This window comes from Mesorhizobium sp. B2-7-3, from assembly GCF_006440715.1.
GTDB lineage: Bacteria > Pseudomonadota > Alphaproteobacteria > Rhizobiales > Rhizobiaceae > Mesorhizobium > Mesorhizobium australicum.
This window is the reverse complement of record NZ_VFTY01000012.1, coordinates 22,302-45,103: the sequence shown is the minus strand read 5'-3', so window position 1 is coordinate 45,103 and position 22,802 is coordinate 22,302. Positions and strand designations below refer to the sequence as shown.

At 62.6% G+C, this 22,802-nt stretch carries 22 protein-coding genes and 1 pseudogene; 17 read left to right on the top strand and 6 right to left on the bottom strand.

The window, feature by feature from the left end:
* Positions 1 to 86: 86 nt before the first annotated feature.
* From dusB to hflX, 8 genes are all read left to right on the top strand, one after another.
* The gene (gene dusB / locus FJW04_RS24310) at positions 87 to 1,115 is read left to right on the top strand and encodes a tRNA dihydrouridine synthase DusB (protein WP_140717232.1); all 1,029 of its coding nucleotides are present in this window, start codon (positions 87 to 89) and stop codon (positions 1,113 to 1,115) included.
* Positions 1,112 to 2,254: a nitrogen regulation protein NR(II) gene (locus FJW04_RS24305; protein ID WP_140619608.1), complete on the top strand. Its 1,143-nt coding sequence runs from the start codon at positions 1,112 to 1,114 to the stop codon at positions 2,252 to 2,254. Before dusB ends, FJW04_RS24305 begins: the two co-directional genes overlap by 4 nt.
* Positions 2,251 to 3,711: a nitrogen regulation protein NR(I) gene (gene ntrC / locus FJW04_RS24300; RefSeq protein WP_023783973.1), complete on the top strand. Its 1,461-nt coding sequence runs from the start codon at positions 2,251 to 2,253 to the stop codon at positions 3,709 to 3,711. The genes FJW04_RS24305 and ntrC overlap by 4 nt, the downstream gene beginning before the upstream one ends.
* 127 nt (positions 3,712 to 3,838) lie before the next feature.
* Complete coding sequence (locus tag FJW04_RS24295; protein WP_015317920.1) at positions 3,839 to 6,124, top strand: PAS domain-containing sensor histidine kinase; 2,286 nt, start codon at positions 3,839 to 3,841, stop codon at positions 6,122 to 6,124.
* Positions 6,114 to 7,475 carry a sigma-54 dependent transcriptional regulator gene (locus tag FJW04_RS24290; protein WP_015317919.1) on the top strand — a complete coding sequence of 454 codons (1,362 nt, stop codon included), beginning with the start codon at positions 6,114 to 6,116 and terminating at the stop codon, positions 7,473 to 7,475. The genes FJW04_RS24295 and FJW04_RS24290 overlap by 11 nt, the downstream gene beginning before the upstream one ends.
* Before the next feature lie 86 nt (positions 7,476 to 7,561).
* Positions 7,562 to 8,425: a D-amino-acid transaminase gene (locus tag FJW04_RS24285; protein ID WP_140619610.1), complete on the top strand. Its 864-nt coding sequence runs from the start codon at positions 7,562 to 7,564 to the stop codon at positions 8,423 to 8,425.
* 144 nt (positions 8,426 to 8,569) lie between these two features.
* Entirely contained in the window at positions 8,570 to 8,815 is a 246-nt protein-coding gene (gene hfq / locus FJW04_RS24280) for an RNA chaperone Hfq (protein ID WP_006202172.1), read from the top strand.
* Entirely contained in the window at positions 8,816 to 10,207 is a 1,392-nt protein-coding gene (hflX, locus tag FJW04_RS24275) for a GTPase HflX (RefSeq protein WP_015317917.1), read from the top strand.
* A gap of 60 nt (positions 10,208 to 10,267) precedes the next feature.
* On the opposite strand, the gene mazG is transcribed toward hflX, so the two are convergent.
* Together mazG and FJW04_RS24265 are read right to left on the bottom strand one after the other, a co-directional pair.
* Positions 10,268 to 11,092 (bottom strand): nucleoside triphosphate pyrophosphohydrolase, encoded by an 825-nt coding sequence (mazG, locus tag FJW04_RS24270; protein WP_140664421.1) that lies wholly within the window; start codon positions 11,090 to 11,092, stop codon positions 10,268 to 10,270.
* An 89-nt stretch (positions 11,093 to 11,181) separates the two neighbouring features.
* Positions 11,182 to 12,366, bottom strand: coding sequence for an amino acid aminotransferase (locus FJW04_RS24265; RefSeq protein ID WP_140717230.1), 1,185 nt, complete (start codon positions 12,364 to 12,366; stop codon positions 11,182 to 11,184).
* 130 nt (positions 12,367 to 12,496) lie between these two features.
* On the opposite strand from FJW04_RS24265, the gene FJW04_RS24260 reads away from it, so the two are divergent.
* The 5 genes from FJW04_RS24260 (at position 12,497) to FJW04_RS24240 (ending at position 16,322) form a co-directional block, all read left to right on the top strand.
* On the top strand, positions 12,497 to 13,108 hold the full coding sequence (locus tag FJW04_RS24260) for a histidine phosphatase family protein (protein WP_140717349.1): 612 nt from the start codon (positions 12,497 to 12,499) through the stop codon (positions 13,106 to 13,108).
* Between the two features lie 102 nt (positions 13,109 to 13,210).
* The gene (locus FJW04_RS24255) at positions 13,211 to 13,729 is read left to right on the top strand and encodes a sigma-70 family RNA polymerase sigma factor (RefSeq protein ID WP_246674008.1); all 519 of its coding nucleotides are present in this window, start codon (positions 13,211 to 13,213) and stop codon (positions 13,727 to 13,729) included.
* On the top strand, positions 13,726 to 14,499 hold the full coding sequence (locus FJW04_RS24250) for an anti-sigma factor (RefSeq protein ID WP_140717226.1): 774 nt from the start codon (positions 13,726 to 13,728) through the stop codon (positions 14,497 to 14,499). The genes FJW04_RS24255 and FJW04_RS24250 overlap by 4 nt, the downstream gene beginning before the upstream one ends.
* 23 nt (positions 14,500 to 14,522) lie before the next feature.
* A complete protein-coding gene (locus FJW04_RS24245) occupies positions 14,523 to 15,239 on the top strand; it encodes a Bax inhibitor-1/YccA family protein (protein WP_015317911.1) in 717 nt (238 codons plus the stop codon).
* A 198-nt stretch (positions 15,240 to 15,437) separates the two neighbouring features.
* Positions 15,438 to 16,322, top strand: coding sequence for an aldose 1-epimerase family protein (locus tag FJW04_RS24240; RefSeq protein WP_140717224.1), 885 nt, complete (start codon positions 15,438 to 15,440; stop codon positions 16,320 to 16,322).
* Between the two features lie 68 nt (positions 16,323 to 16,390).
* Here FJW04_RS24240 and FJW04_RS24235 read toward each other — a convergent pair whose 3' ends face one another.
* The gene (locus tag FJW04_RS24235) at positions 16,391 to 17,302 is read right to left on the bottom strand and encodes an agmatinase (protein ID WP_140717222.1); all 912 of its coding nucleotides are present in this window, start codon (positions 17,300 to 17,302) and stop codon (positions 16,391 to 16,393) included.
* Between the two features lie 297 nt (positions 17,303 to 17,599).
* Here FJW04_RS24235 and FJW04_RS24230 point away from each other — a divergent pair, with 297 nt between their 5' ends.
* The 4 genes and pseudogenes from FJW04_RS24230 (at position 17,600) to FJW04_RS24215 (ending at position 19,333) form a co-directional block, all read left to right on the top strand.
* The gene (locus FJW04_RS24230; protein ID WP_140619624.1) at positions 17,600 to 17,923 is read left to right on the top strand and encodes a hypothetical protein; all 324 of its coding nucleotides are present in this window, start codon (positions 17,600 to 17,602) and stop codon (positions 17,921 to 17,923) included.
* Positions 17,924 to 17,999: 76 nt separating this feature from the next.
* Positions 18,000 to 18,199 (top strand): annotated as a pseudogene (locus FJW04_RS30485) (hypothetical protein); the annotation flags it as partial.
* Positions 18,196 to 18,522: a hypothetical protein gene (locus FJW04_RS24220; RefSeq protein ID WP_140717220.1), complete on the top strand. Its 327-nt coding sequence runs from the start codon at positions 18,196 to 18,198 to the stop codon at positions 18,520 to 18,522. The pseudogene FJW04_RS30485 and the gene FJW04_RS24220, both read left to right, overlap by 4 nt.
* A 151-nt stretch (positions 18,523 to 18,673) precedes the next feature.
* The gene (locus FJW04_RS24215; protein ID WP_140664439.1) at positions 18,674 to 19,333 is read left to right on the top strand and encodes a DUF1629 domain-containing protein; all 660 of its coding nucleotides are present in this window, start codon (positions 18,674 to 18,676) and stop codon (positions 19,331 to 19,333) included.
* A gap of 218 nt (positions 19,334 to 19,551) precedes the next feature.
* On the opposite strand, the gene FJW04_RS24210 is transcribed toward FJW04_RS24215, so the two are convergent.
* From FJW04_RS24210 to metG, 3 genes are read right to left on the bottom strand one after another with little or no spacing between them, the layout of a single operon-like run.
* On the bottom strand, positions 19,552 to 20,373 hold the full coding sequence (locus FJW04_RS24210) for an MBL fold metallo-hydrolase (RefSeq protein ID WP_140717218.1): 822 nt from the start codon (positions 20,371 to 20,373) through the stop codon (positions 19,552 to 19,554).
* A complete protein-coding gene (locus tag FJW04_RS24205; RefSeq protein ID WP_140717216.1) occupies positions 20,370 to 21,164 on the bottom strand; it encodes a TatD family hydrolase in 795 nt (264 codons plus the stop codon). Before FJW04_RS24205 ends, FJW04_RS24210 begins: the two co-directional genes overlap by 4 nt.
* The gene (gene metG, locus FJW04_RS24200; RefSeq protein WP_015317902.1) at positions 21,164 to 22,717 is read right to left on the bottom strand and encodes a methionine--tRNA ligase; all 1,554 of its coding nucleotides are present in this window, start codon (positions 22,715 to 22,717) and stop codon (positions 21,164 to 21,166) included. The genes FJW04_RS24205 and metG overlap by 1 nt, the downstream gene beginning before the upstream one ends.
* Between the last annotated feature and the right edge of the window lie 85 nt (positions 22,718 to 22,802).

Sequence of the window (22,802 nt, the reverse complement as noted above, 5' to 3'; positions counted from 1 at the left end):
CCTTAATGTGGCGTCATTCCGCGTTGCACATTTCTCTCGATCTGGCTAGAGAATGTGCAACGAATGGACGTGCTTGGTTTTTGTGCATGGTTAACTTGACCGGATTGGCCCAGCCTCTCGACGTCGGCGGCGTCAGAATACGCAACCGCGTCTTCCTCGCGCCAATGTCGGGGATCACGGACGAGGCGTTCAGGCAGCGCGCCCATGGGCATGGCGCAGGCCTGGTCGTGTCCGAAATGGTGGCCAGCGGCGAGCTCGCCAAGGGCAGGGCGGGTTGTGGCCTGCGGATACGCCATTCCGGACTGCCCGTCCATATGGTGCAGCTTGCCGGGCGCGAGGCCAAGCATATGGCCGAAGGCGCGCGGATCGCCGCCGGCGAGGGCGCCGACATCATCGACATCAACATGGGCTGCCCGGCCAAGAAGGTCACCGGTGGCTATGCCGGTTCGGCATTGATGCTGGATTTAGACCACGCGCTCTCGCTGATCGAGGCCGTGGTAGGCGTGGTCCAGGTGCCGGTGACGGTCAAGATGCGGCTGGGTTGGGACGAAGGCGTGCTCAACGCTCCTATCCTGGCGCGCCGGGCCGAGCAGGCGGGCGTCAGGATGGTCACGGTCCATGGCCGCACACGCTGTCAGTTCTACCAGGGCAAGGCGGACTGGCGCGCCATCGCTCGCGTCAAGGAGGCTGTTTCCATTCCGGTCGTCGCCAATGGCGATGTCTGCTCCCCAAGCGAGGCAGCCGCCGTTCTCGAACAGTCCGGCGCCGATGCGTTGATGGTCGGCCGCGCCCATTATGGCGCGCCGTGGGTCGCCGGCGGCATCGCTGCGGCTGCCGCCGGGACATTTTCGCCCGGCATTCCCCAGACCCCGCAAGCGCTTACCGACTATGTCGCCGCCCACTACGAGGACATGCTGGCGCTTTACGGCATCGAGAGCGGCCTGCGCCAAGCGCGCAAGCATCTGGGCTGGTATCTCGACCGACATGCCGAGGGTGTCGCTGGCGAGAGTAGGAAAGCGATATTGACCGCGTCCGAACCGGCCCGCGTCATTGCCTTGCTGCGTGACGTGTTTTCGCGCGATCCGCAAACCTTGAACCTGCGGAGCGCCGCATGACCGCAACCCCTGGCCAAGGCGTTGAAATGGCGGATGCTGCCCAGATCGTGCTAAACACGATCCGCCGCCCGGTGATCATGATCAGCGAGGAAGGCTTCATCACCTTCGCCAATGCCGATGCCGAGGACTTCTTTCGCTCCAGCGCGACCATGCTGGCGCGCAACACCCTGTCCAAGCTCATACCCTTCGGCAGTCCGCTGCTGACACTGGTCGACCAGGTGCGCGAGCGCCGCGCGCCCGTCAACGAATATCGGGTCGACGTTTCGTCGCCGCGCCTCGGCATCGAAAAGGTCGTCGATCTCTATGTCGCGCCGGTACCGGAGTTTCCGGGCTCCGTCGTGGTCATGTTCCAGGAGCGGTCGATGGCCGACAAGATCGACCGGCAGATGACGCATCGCGGCGCCGCGCGCTCGGTGACCGGTCTGGCGGCGATGCTGGCGCATGAGATCAAGAACCCGCTCTCCGGTATCAGGGGGGCGGCTCAGCTGCTCGAGCTGTCCGCTTCCGATGAGGATCGCGCGCTGACGCGGCTGATCACCGATGAGACGGACCGTATCGTGTCGCTGGTCGACCGCATGGAGGTGTTTTCCGACGAGCGGCCGATCGACCGCTATCCCGTCAACATCCATGTGGTGCTCGATCACGTGAAAGCGATCGCAAAGAACGGTTTCGCTAGGAAAATCAAGATACTGGAGGACTATGATCCATCATTGCCTCCGGTGTTTGCCAATCGTGATCAGCTGATCCAGGTGTTCCTTAATCTGATCAAGAACGCCGCCGAGGCAATCGGTAGCGACCCCCAGGGCGAGATCGTGCTGTCCACCGCCTTCCGGCCCGGTATTCGCGTTTCGGTTCCGGGGACGCAGGACCGCGTGTCGCTGCCGCTGGAGTTTTGCGTGCGCGACAATGGTTCCGGCGTGTCGGAGGATATCCTGCCGATCCTGTTCGATCCCTTCATCACCACCAAGCCGAACGGCTCGGGGCTCGGGCTGGCGCTGGTCGCCAAGATCGTCGGTGAACATGGCGGCATCATCGAATGCGATTCGACGCCGCGCGCGACAACATTCCGGGTTCTGATGCCGGCCTGGAAGGAAACGGCGCTTGGCGCTGATCAAGACGGTGAAGGAGACCGCAAATGACCGTTCGCGGCAATATTCTGGTCGCCGACGACGACGCTGCGATCCGCACCGTTCTCAATCAGGCCTTGTCGCGTGTCGGTCACGAGGTGCGCGTCACCTCCAACGCCTCGACCCTGTGGCGCTGGGTGGCGGCTGGCGAGGGGGATCTCGTCATCACCGATGTCGTGATGCCGGACGAGAACGCTTTCGATATGCTGCCGCGCATCAAGAAGGCACGGCCGGAACTGCCCGTTATCGTCATGAGTGCCCAGAATACTTTCATGACGGCGATCCGCGCCTCCGAAACGGGCGCCTATGAGTATCTGCCGAAGCCTTTCGACCTGACCGAACTCCTTAACATCGTCAACCGCGCTTTGTCCGAGCCCCGGCGGCCGAAGATCGATGCCAGGCAAGAAGAGCCGCCCGAAACGATGCCGCTGGTCGGCCGTTCGGCAGCCATGCAGGACATCTACCGCATGCTGGCGCGCATGATGCAGACCGACCTGACGGTGATGATTTCGGGCGAATCGGGCACCGGCAAGGAACTGGTGGCGCGCGCGCTGCATGAATATGGGCGCCGTCGTGGCGGCCCGTTCGTTGCCATCAACATGGCGGCTATCCCGCGCGATCTCATTGAATCGGAACTGTTCGGTCACGAGAAGGGCGCCTTCACCGGCGCGCAGAGCCGCTCGACTGGCCGTTTCGAGCAGGCGGAGGGCGGCACGCTGTTCCTTGACGAGATCGGCGACATGCCGATGGAGGCGCAGACGCGCTTGCTGCGCGTCCTGCAGCAGGGCGAGTACACGACTGTCGGCGGCCGCACGCCGATCAAGACCGATGTGCGCATTGTCGCCGCCACCAACAAGGACCTGCGTACGCTGATCAACCAGGGCCTCTTCCGCGAGGATCTTTTCTACCGTCTCAATGTCGTGCCGCTCAGGTTGCCGGCCCTGCGCGAACGCTCCGAGGATGTGCCCGATCTGGTGCGCCATTTCTTCAAGCTCGGCGAAATGGAGGGGCTGCAGACCAAGCGCATCTCTTCCGGCGGCATCGAACTGATGAAGCGCTATCCCTGGCCAGGCAATGTGCGCGAGCTGGAAAACCTGGTCCGCAGGCTCGCCGCGCTTTATTCGCAGGACGAGATTTCCGCCGAGATCATCGAGACGGAGCTCAAGACAGGCGAACGCCCCGTGGTACCAGGCGGCGGCAACCTCATTCCCGACGATCTTTCCATCGGGCAGGCGGTGGAGCACTTCCTGCAGCGCTATTTCGCCTCCTTTGCGGGCGAATTGCCGCCTGCTGGTCTGTACGAGCGTATCCTGTCCGAAGTCGAATATCCGTTGGTGCTGGCTTCGATGACGGCAACCCGCGGCAACCAGATCAAGGCCGCTGAGCTCCTGGGACTCAACCGCAACACCCTGCGCAAGAAGATTCGCGAATTGGGCGTCAACGTTTACAAGTCCTCCCGCCAGACCTGAGCCCGCGCTGCATACAGGATCTTTTCAGGGGACCCCGGGGAAAGAGTCCTGTAGTTGTCACACTTGTTGCATAATCGCCACAATGCGTTGCATAGATCGGACGCAATCACTGGCTCTAGACGGCGACATGGCTCCGCAGACACCTGTACTCAACAAACCGCTCTTCAGCGAACCTGGCGCGCGCGACGGGCGCCGGCTGCTGGCACTCCCCGGCGTGGTGGCGGTCGTCGGTGCCTTGGTCATGGCGGCTATTTCGTTCGCCATCCTGGTCGGTGCGACACCGATTGCGCCTGACGCCAAAACGACCTGGGCGCTGATCGCTCTCAACGCCGCCTTCGTGCTCTTCCTCATCGCGCTGGTTGGACGCGAGGTGCATCGCATCGTCATGGCGCGCCGGCATGGCAAAGCGGCTTCTCGGCTGCATGTGCGCATCGTTGCCATGTTCGCTCTCGTTGCCGCCATTCCCGCCATCATGGTGGCGATCATCGCCTCGATCACGCTCGATATCGGCCTTGATCGCTGGTTCGAAATTCGCACCAAGACGATCGTCAATTCGTCCCTGTCGATCGCCGACGCCTATGTGCAGGAGAACGCGCGCAACCTACAGGGTACGACGTTGTCGATGGCCTACGATCTCGATGCGTCGCGAACGCTCTACGGCCTCGATCGCACTGGCTTTCTCGATCTCATGAACAAGGAAGCCGTGGGGCGCTCGCTGGCGCATGCCGCCCTGATCAAGCCCGATGGCTCCTTCGTCATGAGCGCCAAGACCGATGCCGATTTCGCCATGCCGGAACCGCCGGAAGGAGCGGTGGCCACCGCCACCGACGGCAAGCCGGTGCTGATCGAGCCGCGCACGCGCAACATCATGGGCGCCATCGTCAAGCTGCGCGAGCTCGATGGCCTCTATCTCTACACCATCCGTCTGGTCGACCCCGAGGTGATCAAGGCGCGGCAGATCGTCAGGTCCAACACCGACGAGTATCGCAATCTCGAGGACAACAGGCGTACCTCGCAAGTGGCGTTTGCGCTGCCCTATCTGTCGCTGACCCTGATCATCATCCTATCGGCGATCTGGACCGGCATAGCTGTTGCCGACCGGCTCGTGCGGCCGATCCGTCAGCTGATCGGCGCTGCCGACGAAGTCGCGACCGGCAATCTCGACGTCGCGGTGCCGGTGCGGCCATCCGATGGCGATGTCGCCTCGCTCGGCGACACGTTCAACAAGATGCTGCTGGAGCTCAAATCACAACGCAACGAGATCCTGTCGGCGAAGGACCTGATCGATGAGAGGCGGCGTTTTTCCGAAGCCGTGCTTGCCGGCGTCACCGCCGGCGTCATCGGCGTCGACCCTTACGGCATCATCACCATCGTCAATCGTTCTGCCGAATCGATGCTGGCCGTTTCCGCCAGCGCGGCACTTGGGCAGAATCTTTCCGCGATCCTGCCGCATGTCGGCCGCGTCTTCGAGATCGGTCGTAAATCCGGCAAGCCGGTCTACCGCGAACAGGTGACCTTCTATCGCGCCGGCGCCGAGCGGACCTTCAATGTGCAGGTCACCATCGAGGCAGGCGACGACGGCTCGGAGGAAAAATCCTATGTCGTGACCGTCGACGACATCACCGATCTGGTTCAGGCCCAGCGCTCATCCGCTTGGGCCGACGTGGCGCGGCGCATCGCCCACGAGATCAAGAATCCGCTGACGCCGATCCAGCTTTCCGCCGAACGCATCAAGCGCCGCTACGGCAAGGTCATCACCGAAGACCGCGAGGTTTTCGACCAGTGCACCGACACCATTATCCGGCAGGTGGAGGATATCGGCCGCATGGTCGACGAGTTCTCGGCTTTCGCGCGCATGCCAAAGCCCGAGATGAAGGCCATCGACCTGCGCGAATCGCTGCGCGAGGCTTCCTTCCTGGTCGAAGTCAGCCGCGCCGATATCACCTTCGAGCGGATATTCGGCAACGAGCCGCTCAAGGGCACGTTCGACAGCCGGCTGATGGCCCAGGCTTTCGGCAATGTGATCAAGAATGCCGCCGAGGCGATCGACGGACTGGAACATAAGGACGGTTCGCACGGCATAATCCGGATTCAAGCCGGCCGTCAGAATGGCGCGATTCGCATCGATGTCATCGACAATGGCAAAGGCCTGCCGCGCGAGAATCGCCAACGGTTGCTGGAGCCCTATATGACCACGCGTGAAAAGGGCACCGGGCTTGGTCTCGCTATCGTCAAGAAGATCGTGGAGGACCATGGCGGCAGGCTGGAACTCCATGACGCGCCTGCGGATTTCCACGGCGGGCGCGGCGCGATGATCAGCATCATCCTGCCGCCTGCGACCAGCGCGCTGCCGCGCGGCGAAACCAAGGCGGACCACGAAAGAGAAACTGAAAAGGTCGATAATGGCGTCTGATATTCTCATCGTCGATGACGAGGAAGACATCCGCGAACTCGTCGCGGGCATCCTGAGTGACGAGGGTCACGAAACCCGTACGGCATTCGATGCCGACAGCGCACTGGCGGCCATTGCCGACCGAGCACCGAGGCTGATCTTCCTTGATATCTGGCTGCAGGGTTCGCGTCTGGACGGCTTGGCGCTGCTCGACGAGATCAAGACCATGCACCCGAACCTGCCGGTAGTGATGATTTCAGGCCACGGCAACATCGAAACGGCGGTTTCCGCCATCCGTCGCGGCGCCTATGATTTCATCGAAAAGCCGTTCAAGGCCGACAGGCTGATCCTCATTGCCGAACGCGCACTCGAGACCTCGAAACTGCGCCGCGAAGTTTCCGACCTCAAGCTGCGCAGCGGCGAGACTTTCGATTTGATCGGCATGTCCTCGGCGATGAGCCAGTTGCGCCAGACCATCGAGCGTGTCGCGCCGACCAACAGCCGGGTGATGATCGTTGGCCCTTCCGGATCGGGCAAGGAACTGGCCGCCCGCGCCATTCATACGCTGTCGACGCGCAAGGGCGGGCCGTTCGTGACACTGAGCGCCGCCAATATCACGCCTGAACGCATGGAGATCGAACTGTTCGGCACCGAATCGAACGGGGTCGAACGCAAGGTGGGGGCGCTGGAGGAGGCCCATCGCGGCATTCTCTACATCGACGAAGTGGCCGACATGCCGCGCGAGACGCAGAACAAGATTTTGCGCGTCCTGGTCGAACAGCAATTCGAGCGGGTGGGCGGTACTAAGCGGGTCAAGGTCGACGTCCGCATCATTTCCTCGACCTCGCAGAACCTCGAGGCGATGATCGCCGACGGGCGTTTCCGCGAGGATCTCTATCACCGGCTCGCCGTGGTTCCGGTCATGGTGCCGGGACTGGCCGAGCGGCGCGAGGACATTCCCTATCTCGTCGACAACTTCATGAAGCAGATCGCCCGCCAGGCTGGCATCAAGCCACGCCGTATCGGCGACGACGCGCTGGCCGTGCTGCAGGCGCACAACTGGCCGGGCAACGTGCGCCAGTTGCGCAACAACGTCGAGCGACTGATGATCCTGGCGCGCGGCGAGGACGTGGACGCGCCGATCACCGCGGATCTGCTGCCGTCCGAAATCGGCGATGTCATGCCGCGCACGCCCAACCAGTCGGACCAGCATATAATGGCGCTGCCGCTGCGCGAGGCACGCGAACAGTTCGAAAAGGACTATCTGATCGCCCAGATCAACCGGTTCGGCGGCAACATTTCGAAGACAGCCGAGTTCATCGGCATGGAGCGTTCCGCCTTGCACCGCAAGCTGAAGTCGCTGGGCGTCTGACCCAATCCTCGGTGGCCCACGCGATTGTCCGTTACCTGCACGGCGGAATCGCCTAAACAGGCCGAACCAAATCTCCCGAGGTGACCATGCCGCGCATTGCCTATGTGAACGGGCGCTACATCACTCATGCCGATGCCGCCGTGCATATCGAGGATCGCGGCTACCAGTTCGCCGACGGCGTCTATGAGGTCTGCGAGGTGGCGCGCGGCTTCATCGTCGACATGCCGCGCCACCTTGCCCGGCTGAACCGCTCGCTGACCGAACTGTCGATCGCCTGGCCGGTGACACGCAATGTGTTGCCGCTGATCCTGCGCGAAGTGGTCAACCGCAATCATGTCGTCAACGGCCTGGTCTATGTTCAGGTGACGCGCGGTGTCGCCAGCCGGGAATTTGTCTTCCCATCGGCGAACGTCAAGCCCGCGCTGGTGGTGACAGCCAGGAAGGCCGATCCTGCCGCGGGTGCCAAGCGAGCCGAGACCGGTATCGCCGTCATCACCGTGCCGGAGAACCGGTGGGACCGTGTCGACATCAAGACCGTCGGGCTGCTGCCCAATGTATTGGCCAAGCAGAAGGCCAAGGAAGCGGGCGCACAGGAGGCGTGGTTCGTGGATGCCGACGGCAACGTCAAGGAAGGCGGGTCGTCGAATGCCTGGATCGTTACCAAGGATGGCGTTCTGGTCACCCGGCCGGCCGAACATGGCATTCTGCGCGGCATCACGCGCACCACCATGTTCGAAGTCGCGGCAAGGCTCGGCCTGAAGATCGAGGAACGGGAATTTTCCGTCGCCGAGGCCAAAGCGGCCCGCGAAGCATTCATCAGTTCCGCGACGACTATTGCCATGCCGATCGTGGCCATTGACGGCGATCCCATAGCCAATGGCCACCCCGGCTCAATAACACTTTCGTTGCGGCATGCCTTTTTTGACATTGCGGAAAAAAGTCCAGCCTGATAACCGCACAGGTGGAATGAACATCAATATATCTCGTTCTGCTTGTCGTTACTGACGGCAAGAGGGTGTTTGCGCGCTTGACATGTGCCCGCTAATTTGGCGCATTGGCTGCAAACCGAAGGGGATCGGCGAAAGACAAAAACAATGGCGGAACGATCGCAAAACCTTCAGGACCTGTTCCTGAATTCAGTTCGCAAGAGCAAGAACCCGCTCACCATCTTTCTTATCAACGGCGTGAAGCTGACCGGCGTGGTCACTTCTTTCGATAATTTCTGCGTCCTGCTGCGCCGCGACGGTCACTCCCAACTCGTCTACAAGCACGCCATTTCCACGATCATGCCGAGCCAGCCGGTTCAGATGTTCGATGGCGAGGAAAGCCAGGGCGCCTGATTGGCACGTGAGAAGGACGCGGACGGCACGGTTCGCGGAAAACCAGCGCATCATCCCGGGACGGAAGCCAAGGGTCCGACCCGGGCTGTTGTCATTGTGCCTGTGCTTACGCGCCAACCGCGTAACGACGATGACACGAACCGTCCGCGGCTGACGCGCTCGGCCGAGGCGCGCCACGACGAAGCAGTCGGCCTTGCCCGCGCCATCGACCTTGATCTGATCCATACGGCGGTCGTGACCGTCAACGACCCGCGCCCGGCGACGTTGCTGGGCAGCGGCAAGGTCGAGGAGTTCGCCGGGATCGTCAGGGAAGGGCACGCGGAAGTGGTCATCGTCGACCATCCGCTGACGCCGGTGCAACAGCGCAATCTCGAGAAGCAATTCAACGCCAAGGTGCTGGATCGCACCGGGCTGATCCTGGAGATTTTCGGCGAGCGCGCGCGCACCAAGGAAGGCACGCTGCAGGTCGAGCTTGCCCATCTCAACTACCAGAAGGGCCGCCTGGTGCGCAGCTGGACCCACCTGGAGCGTCAGCGTGGCGGTGCAGGCTTCCTCGGTGGCCCCGGTGAAACGCAGATCGAATCCGATCGGCGGCAGTTGCAGGAAAAGATCATAAAGCTGAAGCACGAGCTGGAAACCGTGCGCCGCACCCGCGACCTGCACCGCGCCAAGCGCAAGAAGGTGCCGTTTCCAGTGGTGGCGATCGTCGGCTACACCAACGCTGGCAAGTCGACGCTGTTCAACAAGCTGACCGGAGCAGGGGTGCTGGCGCAGGACATGCTGTTCGCCACGCTGGATCCGACACTGCGCCGCGTGCGGCTGCCGCATGGCACGCCGATCATTCTTTCCGACACGGTGGGCTTCATTTCGGACCTGCCGACGCATCTGATCGCAGCGTTCCGGGCGACCTTGGAAGAGGTGGTCGAGGCCGATCTCGTCATCCATTTGCGCGACATTTCCGATCCCGACACGGCGGCGCAGGCCGAGGATGTCGAGCGCATCCTCGCCGATCTCGGCGTCGACGCCAGCGACACCAGGCGCGTGATCGAAGTCTGGAACAAGATCGACCTGCTGGACGAAGGCAACAGGCAGCGGCTGCTCGCCGATAGCACCGACGGTTCCAAGGAGCCGCCGATTGCCGTATCGGCGGTGTCAGGCGAAGGCATCGATGCGCTGAAAGCGGTTATCGAAACGCGGATGGCCGGCGAACTGCAAGACCTGACAGTGACGATCGAGCCGGCACAATTCGGCCTGGTCGACTGGCTTTATCGCAATGGCGATGTCGTTTCGCGAACCGACAATGACGATGGCAGCGCCACCGTTTCGCTGAAGGCCACGCAAAGCGCCCGAGAAGAGATTGAAAGCCGATTGCGACGCAAAAACAACGGCTAACGCGCAGAAATTCCAGGATAAGTATCGCGCTTTCCGTCCGGAATTGCCGGAGCTATAGGCTTACCTTGCAGTCTTTGCTTCCTGCCAGAGCGCTTCCATCTCCTCCAGGCTAGCTTCCTCCAGCGAGCCGCCTGATTTTTCCAGGGCTCGCTCGACATAGTGGAAGCGTGAGCGGAATTTCTCGTTGGTGCCGCTGAGTGCCGCCTCCGAATCGAGCTTCAGGTGACGGCCGAGATTGACGACGGCAAACAACATGTCGCCGAACTCGTCCTTGATCGAGGCCGTCTCACCCTTGGCCAAAGCCTCGCGCAACTCCCCGATCTCTTCCTCGATCTTGTCCAGGATGGGAGCCGCCTCGCTCCAGTCGAAGCCGACACGGGCGGCTTTTTCCTGAAGCTTCAGCGCTCGCGTCAAGGCGGGCAGGGCGACCGGAACACTGTCTAGGAACCCCTTGCCGTTGTCCTCCGGGTCGAGGCCGCGTGCGAGGCGGGCTTGTCGCTTCTCGGCCTTCTCCTGCGCCTTGATCTTCTCCCACATGCCCTTGGCCATGCCGGCGCTGCGGGCCTTCTCATCGCCAAAGACGTGCGGATGGCGGCGGATCATCTTGGTGGTGATGGCCTGGACAACGTCAGGGAAGGCGAATTCGCCGGCTTCCTGCGCCATCTGGGCATGGTAGACGACCTGCAGCAGGAGGTCACCGAGTTCGTCGCGCAAATCGTCGAGATCGCCGCGCGCGATGGCATCCGCCACCTCGTAGGCCTCCTCGATCGTGTAGGGCGCGATGGTGGAGAAGTCCTGCTCGATGTCCCACGGGCAGCCGGTCTTCGGCGCGCGCAACGCCGCCATGATCTCGATCAGGCGTGAAATGTCTTTCGATGGCGTCATGGAGCCGATGCTATCGCGCGAACCGCCACTCGGCCAACGCTGTCAGCCGGCGAGGGGACCTTGTCCACAGGCGCACCGTACCCGCCTCGTCAGTCCAGCACGGAAACGATCGCCTTGGCGAGGTCATCCATGCCGTCCTCGGGCAGGCCGGCCACGTTGATGCGGCTGTCGCCGACCATGTAGACGGCGTGCTCGGCGCGCAGCCTTTCGACCTGCGCTTCCGTGAGGCCGAGCCGCGAGAACATGCCACGATGGCTGGCAACGAAGTCGAAGCGGTCGGAATTGGATTGCCGGCGCAGCGCCTCGGCGAATGCGACCCTAAGCCTCAGCATACGAAGACGCATCTCTTCCAGTTCTGCTTCCCAGTCGGCACGCAGCGCGGCGTCTTCCAGGACGATGCGCACCGCCGCCGCGCCATGGTCGGGCGGCATAGAATACATGGCGCGCGCCGCCGACAGCATCTGGCTCATCGCGACGTCGGCCTGCGCGCCGTCCCTGGCCAGGATCATCGCCGCGCCGACCCGGTCGCGGTACACCGCGAAATTCTTCGAGCAGCTCGACGCGACAACCATTTCCGGAACTTTCGCGGCCAGCAGCCGCAAGCCGAGGGCATCGGCCTCCAGGCCGTCGCCAAAGCCTTGATAGGCGATGTCGACAAATGGCAGCAGGCCGCGCTCGACGACGAGATCGGCGATGGCTTCCCACTGGGCCGCATCCAGATTGGCGCCGGTCGGATTGTGGCAGCAGCCATGCAGCAGCACCACGTCGCCGCTGTTGGCCGACCGCAGCGTCGCCAGCATGTCGTCGAAACGAACCGCTCCCGAGGCCGCATCGAAATAGGGATATTCGCGAATCTGCAGGCCGGCGGAACGCATCACTGGCATATGGTTCGGCCAGGTTGGGTCGGAGACCCAGACCGTGGCATCCGAACGCGTCCGCTTGAGCAGTTCTGCCACCAACCGCAGCGCGCCGGAGCCACCAGGCGCCTGTGCCGCCCGGATGCGCGACAGGTCCGCGCCCGGACCGAAGGCGAGCTTGGCCATCACAGTGTTGAACCCGGTATCGCCGGCAAGGCCGAGATAGGTCTTGGTATCCTGGCCCTGCAGCAGCCGCTTCTCGGCCTCGCGCACGGCCCGCATAACCGGCGTCTTGCCGTCGCGATCCTTGTAGACGCCGACACCGAGATCGACCTTGCCAGGGCGTGGATCGGCGCGATAGAGGCCGATCAGCGCAAGAATCTTGTCGGCGGGAGCTGGCTGCAGGTCTTCGAACATCATCATGGTTCCGTTGGCGCGGCGGAGTGATACGCAAATTGGCCACGTTTCACCAGCGGTTTTGATCGCGCCGGCGCGAAAGGCGGCACCTGCCGGTGCTGCTTTTCAACCACTTCAGAGAAGGCATGCCATGCTCGTCCGTCTGACCATGATCTGCGCCGGTGCCACGGCGGCGACCCGGAAAGGGCGGTTTCCCTCGGATGAACCGCTGGAGCCACGATCGCCGACATTGGCAAAGGCGATGCGCGGGACGCTGCGTCGCGCCGACCGTGTGTGGACAGCGCCGGCGCTTCGCGCCTGTCAGACCGCCGACGCGCTGTCGCTGAACGCGACTGTCGATCCGATGCTGGCCGACCAGAATAACGGACGATGGGCAGGCAAGAGCTTTGAAGAGGTGCAGGCGCGACAGCCTGAAGAAATCGCCGCATGGCTTACGGATCCGAATGTGGCCCCGCATGGTGGTGAGTCGCTGGCCGATGTTGCCCGACGGACCGCTGGATTGATGGATCGATTGATCGCCGAACGTGGCCATACCATCGCCGTGACCCATGCCAGCGTCATTCGCGCCGCGATCCTGCATGTTCTCGGGGCGCCGATTGCCGCCAGCTCAAAGATCGACGTCGAGCCACTGAGCATCACCGATTTTCGCAGCGACGGCCGCCGGTGGGTGTTGCGCGCCTGCGGTGTCACGGTTCCCAAACCGGCAAAACCACTTGGACCTAAGGGCGTTCACGGAACCTAGGCGAGACGAGATACCTGCAACCGATATTTTCGCGCGAAGAAAAATCGGCAGGGCCGGGATTAAAATCCCCACATGCTCCGTAAACAGGGCATGAAACGGTCGATGCCACGCTTTGACATCCTAGGACAGCTCGGGTCGCTGCGGCGCTACGCCCGTTCGCTGACGCGCGACGGCGTCGAGGCCGAGGATCTCGTCCACGACGCGCTGGTGCGCGCCTATGAGCGGCGCGGCTCGTTCCGCTCGGGCGGAAACCTGCGCGCCTGGCTGCTGTCGATCGTCCACAACACCTTCATCGACCGTCTGCGCTCGCGCCGCTCGGAAGCCGCTCGCCTCGAACAGGCCCGATATCTGGCCGACGGCAGCACCCCGGCGCCGCAGGACCATTCCGTGCGCCTGGCGCAGGTTCGCGAAGCCTTTTTCAGCCTGCCGGAAGAGCAGCGCTCGGCACTGCATCTGGTCGCCATCGAAGGGCTCTCTTACCAGCAGGCCGCCAACGCCAGCGGCGTGCCGCTGGGCACGCTCATGTCGCGTATCGGCAGGGCGCGCGCCGCCCTGCGCCAGATGGAAGAGGCGCCGGCACGCGGAAAAAATCATCTCAGGATCGTGGGAGGTGACTCATGACCGCTCTTGTCGACCCGGTTACGGACGCCGATCTCGACGCCTATGTCGACGACCAGCTCGACGTTAGCCGCCGCATCGAGGTCGAAGCCTTCCTGTCGGCGCGTCCGGACAGTGCCGCGCGTGTGATGTCGGATCTGCGCACCCGCGATGAATTGCGCGTGGCGCTGGCCGGCTCCGAAGGCATGGCGCGGCCGGCGACGGCCGATGCGGCGCGGCGGCTGGAGAGGGGGCTTGGCCGGGGCCGCATCTTCGGTGTGCTGCAACGCGCGGCAGCGGTCGCCGCTTTCGTTGCCGCCGGTTGGCTGGCCAACGGCATCGTCGGGCCGATGTCGGTGACCAAGGTCGTCGCTTCACCGCAGCCGCCCGCCTATGTCGACGAGGCGGTACAGGCACACAGGACCACGCTGCTGCGCGAAAACATGCCCTCGCAGACCGAGGCGCCTAATTACAATGCCGGCGAGATCCGCGCCGCCACCGCCATCGTCATGCCGGCGCTGCCGAAGGATTGGAAGGTCCGCGACGTGCAGATCTATCCGTCGCGCTTCGGCCCGAGTGTCGAGATTGCGGTCGACACCAAGGAGATGGGCCTGGTTTCGCTGTTTGCGATCCGGCCGGGCACTTTCGATGTAGTCAAGCCGACCATGGCGCCCTCGGGCGACATCTCCTCGGCCTATTTCCAGATCGGCGATGTCGCCTACGCTGTCGTCGCCAAGAGCGAGGTTCATGATCTCGACCGCGCCGCCGAAACGCTCGCCAGAACGCTTTACTGACCAATCCACAAAGGAGACCTCGAATGAATACGCCCAATCTTGGATACCGCGTGGGCACAGGCGCCCGGACTGGAGCCGTCTATGACGAGGGCCTGCGCCAGCACATGCTGCGCGTCTACAATTATATGGGCCTTGGCCTGGTGGTTACCGGCCTTGTCGCCTTCCTGGTGTCGTCGACGCCGGCGCTTTATGTGCCGATCTTTTCCAGCCCGCTGAAATGGGTGGTGATGCTGGCGCCGCTCGCCTTCGTGCTCCTGTTTTCGTTCAAGATGCAGACCATGTCAGCGGCAAGCGCGCAGGCGATGTTTTGGGCCTTCTGTGCCGTCATGGGCCTGTCGCTGGCTTCGGTGTTCCTCGTCTTCACCGGCACCAGCATCGCGCGCACCTTCTTCATCGCCGCCACCATGTTCGGCGCCACCAGCCTCTATGGCTACACGACAAGGCGCGACCTGACGCAGTTCTCGTCCTTCCTGATCATGGGCCTGATCGGCGTGGTGATCGCCAGCATCGTCAACATCTTCCTCGGCTCAACCGCGCTGCAGTTCGCCATCTCGGTCATCGGCATCGCCGTGTTCATTGGCCTGACGGCCTGGGACACGCAGACGATCAAGGAGCAATACGCGGAGAATTTCGATGCGGAGTCGCGCCAGAAGCTCGCCGTCTTCGGTGCCTTCTCGCTCTATCTGAACTTCATCAACATCTTCCAGCTGCTGCTGAATTTTACCGGCGAGCGGGAATAGTCCGGACCGTAGCAGGCAACAGCTTTGAGCCTTGGCTGGCCGGAGGGAAACCTCCGGCCATCTTCTTTCGAAAGGGGCGCCTGGCCCACCATCAAGGTTCATCGGGATCGCGTGAAATGCAAATGCCGTCCGCCACCTTGAGTTCACGCCCGGCCATTTGCTAGCCTGCCGGCCACGCCGGACGAACCGCGAGGACATATGGAACAGGACAGTCTGACGCTTCATGGCGATGGCATATCGGCAACCATCATCGCCCACGGCGCAGAGTTGGTTTCCCTGCGGGATGCACGAGGATTTGAGTTCCTGTGGCAGGCTGGACCGGCCTGGCGGCGCCATTCGCCGGTGCTGTTTCCGATCGTCGGCCGGCTGAAGGGCGATCACCTGCACCATCGCGGCCAGACCTATCCGATGACGCAGCACGGCTTCGCCCGCGACAAGCCTTTTATGTGGGCGGAGAGGGGGCCTCGATCCTGCACGCTGGTGCTCACCGACGACGCGGAAACCCGAACGCACTACCCTTTCGCATTTCGACTGGCCGTGACCTATACGCTGGGCGAGGCGCAACTCGACATAGAATTCGAGATTACCAACCCGGGCGACGAACCGATGCCGGCGTCGATCGGGGCGCATCCGGCGTTCAACTGGCCGGTTCTGCCCGATATGGCCAAGGACGCCTATCGCCTGACGTTTGCCCAGGCAGAGCCAGCGCCGATCCGCCGGCTGAAGGATGGCCTGCTCATCGCAACGCCGCAGCCGACGCCGGTCAAAGGCACTGTGCTCGAGCTGTCCGAACGGCTGTTTGACGACGACGCTGTGATCCTGGACCGGCCGGCCAGCAACAGCGTTCGCTATGGCGCCGATGACGGTCCGGCGATCGAGGTCTCATGGCAGGGATTTCAGGAAGTGGGCATCTGGTCCAAACCCGGCGGCGCACCGTTCCTGTGCATCGAGCCCTGGCACGGCATTGCCAGTCCGTTGGATTTCGATGGCGAGTTCACCGACAAGCCCGGCCTGATGCTGATCGCGCCGGGCGCGAGGCGTTCGCTGAGTTACCGGATCAGCCTGGAGCAGGGGCCTCGGTAAAGTTTTCCTGCAAGCCATGAAGCGGGCGCAAAGCCGGACCGGGGCTGTATTCGACCTCAGGTCGGGTCTCAGACCTGCCTGACCAAGGCGCCGATAACATTGACAAGAAGGCGCGCGGCGGTGAGCGCCGACAGGCCGTCAATGTCGGCTGGCGGATAGAGCTCCACAAGATCGAATCCCGCGATCCTCGCTCGCTTGCCCAGGCCCGCGATGAGATCGATGACCTGCGTATAGGTGAGGCCGCCGGGCGTACGCGCGGCCACGCCCGGCATGATGCCGGGGTCGAGACTGTCGCAGTCGAGGGTAACGACGACTCGCGCGCCTTCCGGAATATGGCCGAGCGCCGCTTCGACACCCAGGGCGTGGACCTCGCGAGCGGTGACGAAACGGCTGCCATAGCGCCGCGCCGCTTCGATTTCCGTGAGACGTGCGCTGCCGACGCTGCGCAGTCCGACCTGCACCATGCCGGCGACATGCGCCATCTCGCTCGCGCGGCGCATCGGGCTGGAGTAGCCATGGCGTTCGCCATGCACCTCGTCTCGCCAGTCGATATGGGCGTCGATCTGCAGGATCCAGACAGGCCCGTGATCCGCGAAGCCGGCGAGGAAGGGACTGACCACGGAATCGTCGCCGCCGAGCAGGATGGGCACGGCCGGCAAGGACAGGATCTCGCGCGTCTTCGCCTCGATCCGGGCGCGGTTGCCGGCATTGTCATGCATGATGGTCAGGATGTCGCCGACGTCGACGCAGCAGACGGGCTTGCCGTCGAACAGCGGGCCGCCGAGATCGAAATCCCAATGCTCGACGAGCGCGGCATCACCCTGGCTCGCAACGCGGATGGCATCGGCGGCCAAGGCATGACCGCTGCTGTCCTTGCCGGGATAGGTGCTGCCGTGCCCGGCGCCGAAGATCACCGCGCGGGGCGCCGTGCCATCGGCGAGGCGATCGGGCAAGCCGAGAAAGGAAGATCGTGTGGTCACTCTTGATAAGCCTTTGAGTCCAGCCGAGGCGTGATGGATTGAAGCTAGCGTAGTTGCTGGGATGGTCGAATTCCATTGCCGAAATCGCCGTCCAGAAGTTCCGTCGGTTCCAAGCTGGAGGCGGCCCTGAGACGGGGACATTGAGCTTGCTAAAGTGGGTAAACGTTGCAGATTACTGGAACTGCGATAAAGCGAATGGACCGACCGAGGAAAATCCGCATGATCTATCTTTGTTGTCGAGTGCCGCGGTTCTTATGGCCGAACGCATCCGCATAGATGTGGTTGATGGGGAAGGGAATGACATTGCCAAAGTTCTCATGGCAGGCAGGTCTCCTTTTCGGCCTATGCGCTACTCCCGTTGCCTTCCTGCTGGCACTCTTTTCGGCCGGAGCTGGGCATGGCGACTATGTGCTAGCCCGCATTCTCTATCCAATCCCCATGTTGGCAACTCTTTTGACCGACAACACGATTACCAGCCTTTCCCTAGGGTTGGCTGTGGCACAGTTTCCTGCCTATGGGGCATTTGTTGCTCAAGCCGGCCGCGCCGGTTGGTTGGCGCTTGGCCTCGTCCACGTCATTGCAATAGCAACTGCTTTCAGCGGGGTGCTCGACAATTTTTAGGAACGCCTACGACGCCTCGCTGCCGCTACGCGCAACGGGACCAGCCAGCAGATAGCGCTGCGCTGGCAGCTATGCCTATTTGCGCGAAAGACAGCCGCCGACTCTCATCGCCTGGGGACCGGAAGATGGCTACATGCCGGCGCAGTGAAAGGCGCCGGCCACTGGCTTCTGGAAACCCATTTCGATAGCGCGCTTCCGCTGGTGCGGGACTTCCTGACGCGCGTCCATGGCTCAGCAGAAGGATTTGAAGAGGTGCAAAAGGAGAAAGATCGATGACGACAACGCCGACCATCGCACGCATCTGGCGCGGCCGTACCCGGGCTGACGTAGGCGACGCTTACGAAGTCTATTTGAGAGCCGAAGGTATTCCGCCGCTTGAGAAGACCGCCCTGGGCGTCCAGCTGTTTCGCGAGGATCGCGAAGGGGAAAGCTGGTTCACCACCATCTCGTACTGGCCCGACCACGAATCGATGACGGCTTTCACCAAGGGTGAGCCAACCAAGGTCCACCATCTCGACCGCGACCCGGAGTTCCTGATCGAATTACCGGAGCGAATCCAGATCCACCGCATCCTGCTCGACCACCGGAGGCTGCCCTGATGCGACCGGTCGCGATGTAGGAACACATGGAAAGCGTCGCGCGCCGCCGCCGCGTCATCTGGCATGATATGCTCGGTACGGGCGTCCGCCAAACCGGACGCGATGTCTCGAGCGACGTCCCGGTGTCGGCGGCGCCGGGTCAGGAGGTCGGGTGAAAATCTATAGTCCGCGTGTAGTGGAGGGACAGGAATGGGTTCTTCCCCAACAAGCCGAGGACTACCAGCTATTCGCGAGCCTCGGCGACCTGGGCCAGAAGCGATGGCGTCCGCCGCGGATGAAATTCCTGCGCGAGCAAGAAGACGGAACACCCCGGCTATATTCCGATTTTCCTTGGCTCGGCGAGCACGTGCTCATTCTGAGGAGCACGGCGTTGAAGTTGCTAAGGCCGATTCTAGAACCGTATGGTGACTTCCTGTCGCTTCGTGCTGACGAACCCATATCGCTGTTCAACGTCACCAATGTGGTCGATGCGATGGACGAAGAACGTTCAAGAACCGTCCGGTTTGACGATGGCGGTATCATGATGATCGAAAATCTCGTCCTTCGGCCGGAGGCCATCGGCGGGGCCGAGATATTCAAGTTGCCGGAGCGGCCCGATGGCGTGCGACTATCCGATATCTATCTGCAAGAGACCATCGTGCGTCAGATCGGCGAGCTCGGATTCAAAGGCATCGCCTTTGAATTGGTCTGGAATGACGAAGCGGTCGGTCGCGACAGGATCGAATACCGCGGCATGGAGCGGCGTGCGCTAGTTTCATTCGCGAGTTTGAGACGCTTTTGGTCCGGTCTGCTTCGGAAGCCCGGGCTGTGAAGCAGGGCTGTGAGATGGATTCGAGATGCTTTTCACGTTGTGATAAAAGTCGCATAAGATAGATTATGGAACCTACGCACGTAGCGCGGCCGGGGAATTGCTGCGGTTCCGACCGCTGTCGGCAAACATCATGAATGGGCGCCACCGGCACTTCACGACCTCGAACCCATGGTCGAGCGTTCAAACGACGACTTGAAACGCCAACTGAGCAGCAGCCTCTACCGGTTTGACTCGTATGGGATTTCGATCACCATGCCATCATAGGCTGGTTCGACATTGTCGGGCGTCTCGGCCATCACGGCGGTGTAATCGAGCGGCACGTGCATGTGCGTCAGCACGGCGCTCCCAGGCGAAAGCGCCTCGATCCAGTCCAGCGCCTGGCCAAGCGAAAGATGGCTTGGATGCGTGTTGTATTGCAAAGCGTCGATGACGAGCATGTCGAGACCTCGCAGCCGTTCTGCGGTGGTCTTGGGAAAGTCGCTGACATCGGGACAGTAGGCGAGCCCACCGATGCGGAAACCCAGCGAAATGATGTCGCCATGGATCTGGGGCAGCGGCTCGAAGGTGAGGGCGCCCCCCTCTCCTTCGATCACGATCGGCCGGGTATGATCGATGATGTGGGCGTCGACGATCGGCGGATAGGAACTGCCTACCGGCGTCTGGAAGCAATAGCCGAACGCCTCGCGCAGCCGCAGCATGGTCGGCTCGTCGGCATGGATGCCGATGCGGTGCCGTTGTTCCAGCACATAGCCGCGCAGGTCATCGATGCCGTGGATGTGGTCGGCATGCGGATGGGTGTAGATCACCCCGTCGATGCGCCGGACTGAAGCCATCAGCATCTGCTCGCGGAAATCGGGGCCGGTGTCGATGACGACCGTGGTGCGGCCGCCATTGGCGGCAATGCGCTCGACAAGCGCCGCCGTGCGCATGCGCCGGTTCCTGGGATTGGTGGGATCGCAATTGCCCCAGTCGCCGGTGATGCGCGGCGTGCCTGGGGATGACCCGCAGCCGAGAATTGTCAGGCGCAGCCGGTCGCTCATGTCTCGAGCGCCTGCTGGCGAGGCATTTTTCCAAACAGCCGAAAGAAATTATCGGTCGTCACCGCCGCGATCTCAGCCTCGCTGACGCCGATTATCTCGGCCAGCACCTTGGCGGTTTGCGCGACGTAAGCCGGCTCGTTGCGCTTGCCGCGGAACGGCACCGGCGCCAGATATGGCGCGTCGGTCTCGACCAGCAGCCGGTCACGCGGCAGATCGGCGGCGATGGCGCGCAATTCGACGGAGTTCTTGAAGGTCAGGATACCCGAGAACGACACATAGCCGCCTAACGACACGCCGACCTCGGCGAGCCGCCGTCCCGACGAAAAGCAATGCAGGATGAACGGGAAGGCGCCCTTCCCTGTCTCGTCCTCGAGAATGGCGGCCATGTCGTCGTCGGCATCGCGTGAATGGATGACGAGAGGCAGCCCGGTCTCGCGGGCGGCGGCGATATGAGCGCGAAAACCCTGCGCCTGCGCATCGCGCGGTGCCTTGTCGTAGAAATAATCGAGACCTGCTTCGCCGATCGCCACCACCTTTGGGTGAGTGGACAGGCGGACAAGGTCGGCGGTGGTGACGTCGAGCTCCTCGGCGGCATTGTGCGGGTGAGTGCCGACCGAGCAATAGACTTCGTCGAAAGTCTCCGCGATCTCAAGAACTTGCTGAAACCGCTTCACGCGCGTGGAGATCGTCACCATGCGGCCGATTCCGGCCGCCTTGGCGCGGGCGACAATGGCCGCCCGCTCCTCGGCGAAGTCCGGAAAGTCCAGATGACAATGGCTGTCGACGAGCATCAGGCGTTCGCGTCCGTCTGTTCGACATAGCGCGGAAACACGCCCTCCGGCGCAGGCAGCGCCGTCCCGGAAACAAGCGCGTGGTCGGCGTGGACATGCACGAACTCGCGATAATCCGCCGGCACCGCCAGCAGGTCGAGCAGCTTGCCGGCCGAGCCCGGAATGAAGGGCTGGCATAGAACCGCCACGCGCCGGACCACTTCGGCCGTAGTCCACAGCACCGTTTCCATGCGCTCGGGATTGGTTTTCTTGAGCGCCCAGGGTTCCTGTCCGGCGAAATACCGGTCGGCTTCCGCAACCACGCCGAAGATCGCCGCCAGTGCCAGATGGATGCCCTGTTCGGCCATTGCCTTGCGCGCGGTGGCGAGAGCGTCGATCGCTTGATCCAGGATCACCTTGTCGGCTTCCGCCAGGTCGCCGCGCTTCGGTACCACGCCGCCGCAATTCTTGGCGATCATCGACAGCGAGCGCTGCGCCAGATTGCCGAGACCGTTGGCCAGATCGGCGTTGGTGCGGTTGACGATCGCTTCATGGCTGTAGCTGCCGTCCTGGCCGAACGGCACTTCGCGCAGGAAGAAGTAGCGTACCTGGTCGAGGCCATAATGCTCGATCATGGTGAACGGGTCGATGACGTTGCCGACCGATTTCGACATCTTCTCGCCGCGGTTGAACAGAAAGCCGTGGCCGAAGACGCGCTTCGGCAGCGGGATGCCGGCCGACATCAGGAAGGCCGGCCAATAAACCGCGTGGAAGCGCACGATGTCCTTGCCGATGATGTGCGCATCGGCTGGCCAGAACTTCCATTTCTCATCTTTTTCATCGGGATAGCCGACGCCGGTGATGTAGTTGGTCAGCGCGTCGACCCACACATACATGACATGCTTTTCGTCGCCGGGTACCGGCACGCCCCAGTCAAATGTGGTGCGCGAGATCGACAGGTCCTTCAGTCCCGACTTGACGAAGCTCATCACCTCGTTGCGGCGCTCGGCCGGACCTATGAAGTCGGGCTGGCCTTCATAAAGCGCGACGAGCTTGTCCTGATAGGCCGACAGGCGGAAGAAGTAGCTCTCTTCCTCGACCCATTCGACCGGCGTTCCCTGCGGCCCGTAGCGGACATTGTCGGGACGGACCTCGGTCTCCTCCTCGCCGTAATAGGCTTCGTCGCGCACCGAGTACCAGCCGGCATAGCCGCCCTTATAGACGTCGCCATTGGCGGCCATCGCCTTCCAGATCGCCTGCGAAGCAGCGTAATGGCGCTCCTCCGTGGTGCGGATGAAATCGTCGTTGGAGGCGTTGAGCGCGGTCGCCATGCGCTTGAACTCGGCTGAATTGCGGTCGGCCAGTTCGCGCGCAGAAATGCCTTCGCGCTTGGCTGTCTGCAGCATCTTGATGCCGTGCTCGTCGGTGCCGGTAAGGAAGAAGACCTGCTTGCCGTCGAGCCGCTGGAAGCGGGCAAGAGCATCGGTGGCGATCAGCTCGTAGGCATGGCCGATATGCGGCTTGCCGTTCGGATAGGAAATCGCGGTCGTGATGTAGAATGTGTCGCGTGACATGAATGAACCGTCATGAATGTCTGAATGGAGGCCGTGGCGGTGGATATCGCATCGGAATGGCGATTGCCATCCCGAGACCAGTGCA

Excerpts from the sequence above, each read along its gene's own strand:
- FJW04_RS24255 (WP_246674008.1), top strand. The coding sequence starts at position 13,211 with ATGCCACGCTTTGACATCCTAGGACAGCTCGGGTCGCTGCGGCGCTAC.
- ntrC (WP_023783973.1), top strand. The coding sequence starts at position 2,251 with ATGACCGTTCGCGGCAATATTCTGGTCGCCGACGACGACGCTGCGATC.
- FJW04_RS24285 (WP_140619610.1), top strand. The coding sequence starts at position 7,562 with ATGCCGCGCATTGCCTATGTGAACGGGCGCTACATCACTCATGCCGAT.
- FJW04_RS24245 (WP_015317911.1), top strand. The coding sequence starts at position 14,523 with ATGAATACGCCCAATCTTGGATACCGCGTGGGCACAGGCGCCCGGACT.
- FJW04_RS24205 (WP_140717216.1), bottom strand. The coding sequence starts at position 21,164 with ATGCTCGTCGACAGCCATTGTCATCTGGACTTTCCGGACTTCGCCGAG.
- FJW04_RS24265 (WP_140717230.1), bottom strand. The coding sequence starts at position 12,366 with ATGTTCGAAGACCTGCAGCCAGCTCCCGCCGACAAGATTCTTGCGCTG.
- metG (WP_015317902.1), bottom strand. The coding sequence starts at position 22,717 with ATGTCACGCGACACATTCTACATCACGACCGCGATTTCCTATCCGAAC.
- FJW04_RS24260 (WP_140717349.1), top strand. The coding sequence starts at position 12,497 with ATGCTCGTCCGTCTGACCATGATCTGCGCCGGTGCCACGGCGGCGACC.
- FJW04_RS24295 (WP_015317920.1), top strand. The coding sequence starts at position 3,839 with ATGGCTCCGCAGACACCTGTACTCAACAAACCGCTCTTCAGCGAACCT.
- FJW04_RS24230 (WP_140619624.1), top strand. The coding sequence starts at position 17,600 with ATGACATTGCCAAAGTTCTCATGGCAGGCAGGTCTCCTTTTCGGCCTA.
- FJW04_RS24210 (WP_140717218.1), bottom strand. The coding sequence starts at position 20,373 with ATGAGCGACCGGCTGCGCCTGACAATTCTCGGCTGCGGGTCATCCCCA.
- FJW04_RS24290 (WP_015317919.1), top strand. The coding sequence starts at position 6,114 with ATGGCGTCTGATATTCTCATCGTCGATGACGAGGAAGACATCCGCGAA.
- FJW04_RS24240 (WP_140717224.1), top strand. The coding sequence starts at position 15,438 with ATGGAACAGGACAGTCTGACGCTTCATGGCGATGGCATATCGGCAACC.
- dusB (WP_140717232.1), top strand. The coding sequence starts at position 87 with ATGGTTAACTTGACCGGATTGGCCCAGCCTCTCGACGTCGGCGGCGTC.
- FJW04_RS24220 (WP_140717220.1), top strand. The coding sequence starts at position 18,196 with ATGACGACAACGCCGACCATCGCACGCATCTGGCGCGGCCGTACCCGG.
- FJW04_RS24250 (WP_140717226.1), top strand. The coding sequence starts at position 13,726 with ATGACCGCTCTTGTCGACCCGGTTACGGACGCCGATCTCGACGCCTAT.
- mazG (WP_140664421.1), bottom strand. The coding sequence starts at position 11,092 with ATGACGCCATCGAAAGACATTTCACGCCTGATCGAGATCATGGCGGCG.
- hfq (WP_006202172.1), top strand. The coding sequence starts at position 8,570 with ATGGCGGAACGATCGCAAAACCTTCAGGACCTGTTCCTGAATTCAGTT.
- FJW04_RS24305 (WP_140619608.1), top strand. The coding sequence starts at position 1,112 with ATGACCGCAACCCCTGGCCAAGGCGTTGAAATGGCGGATGCTGCCCAG.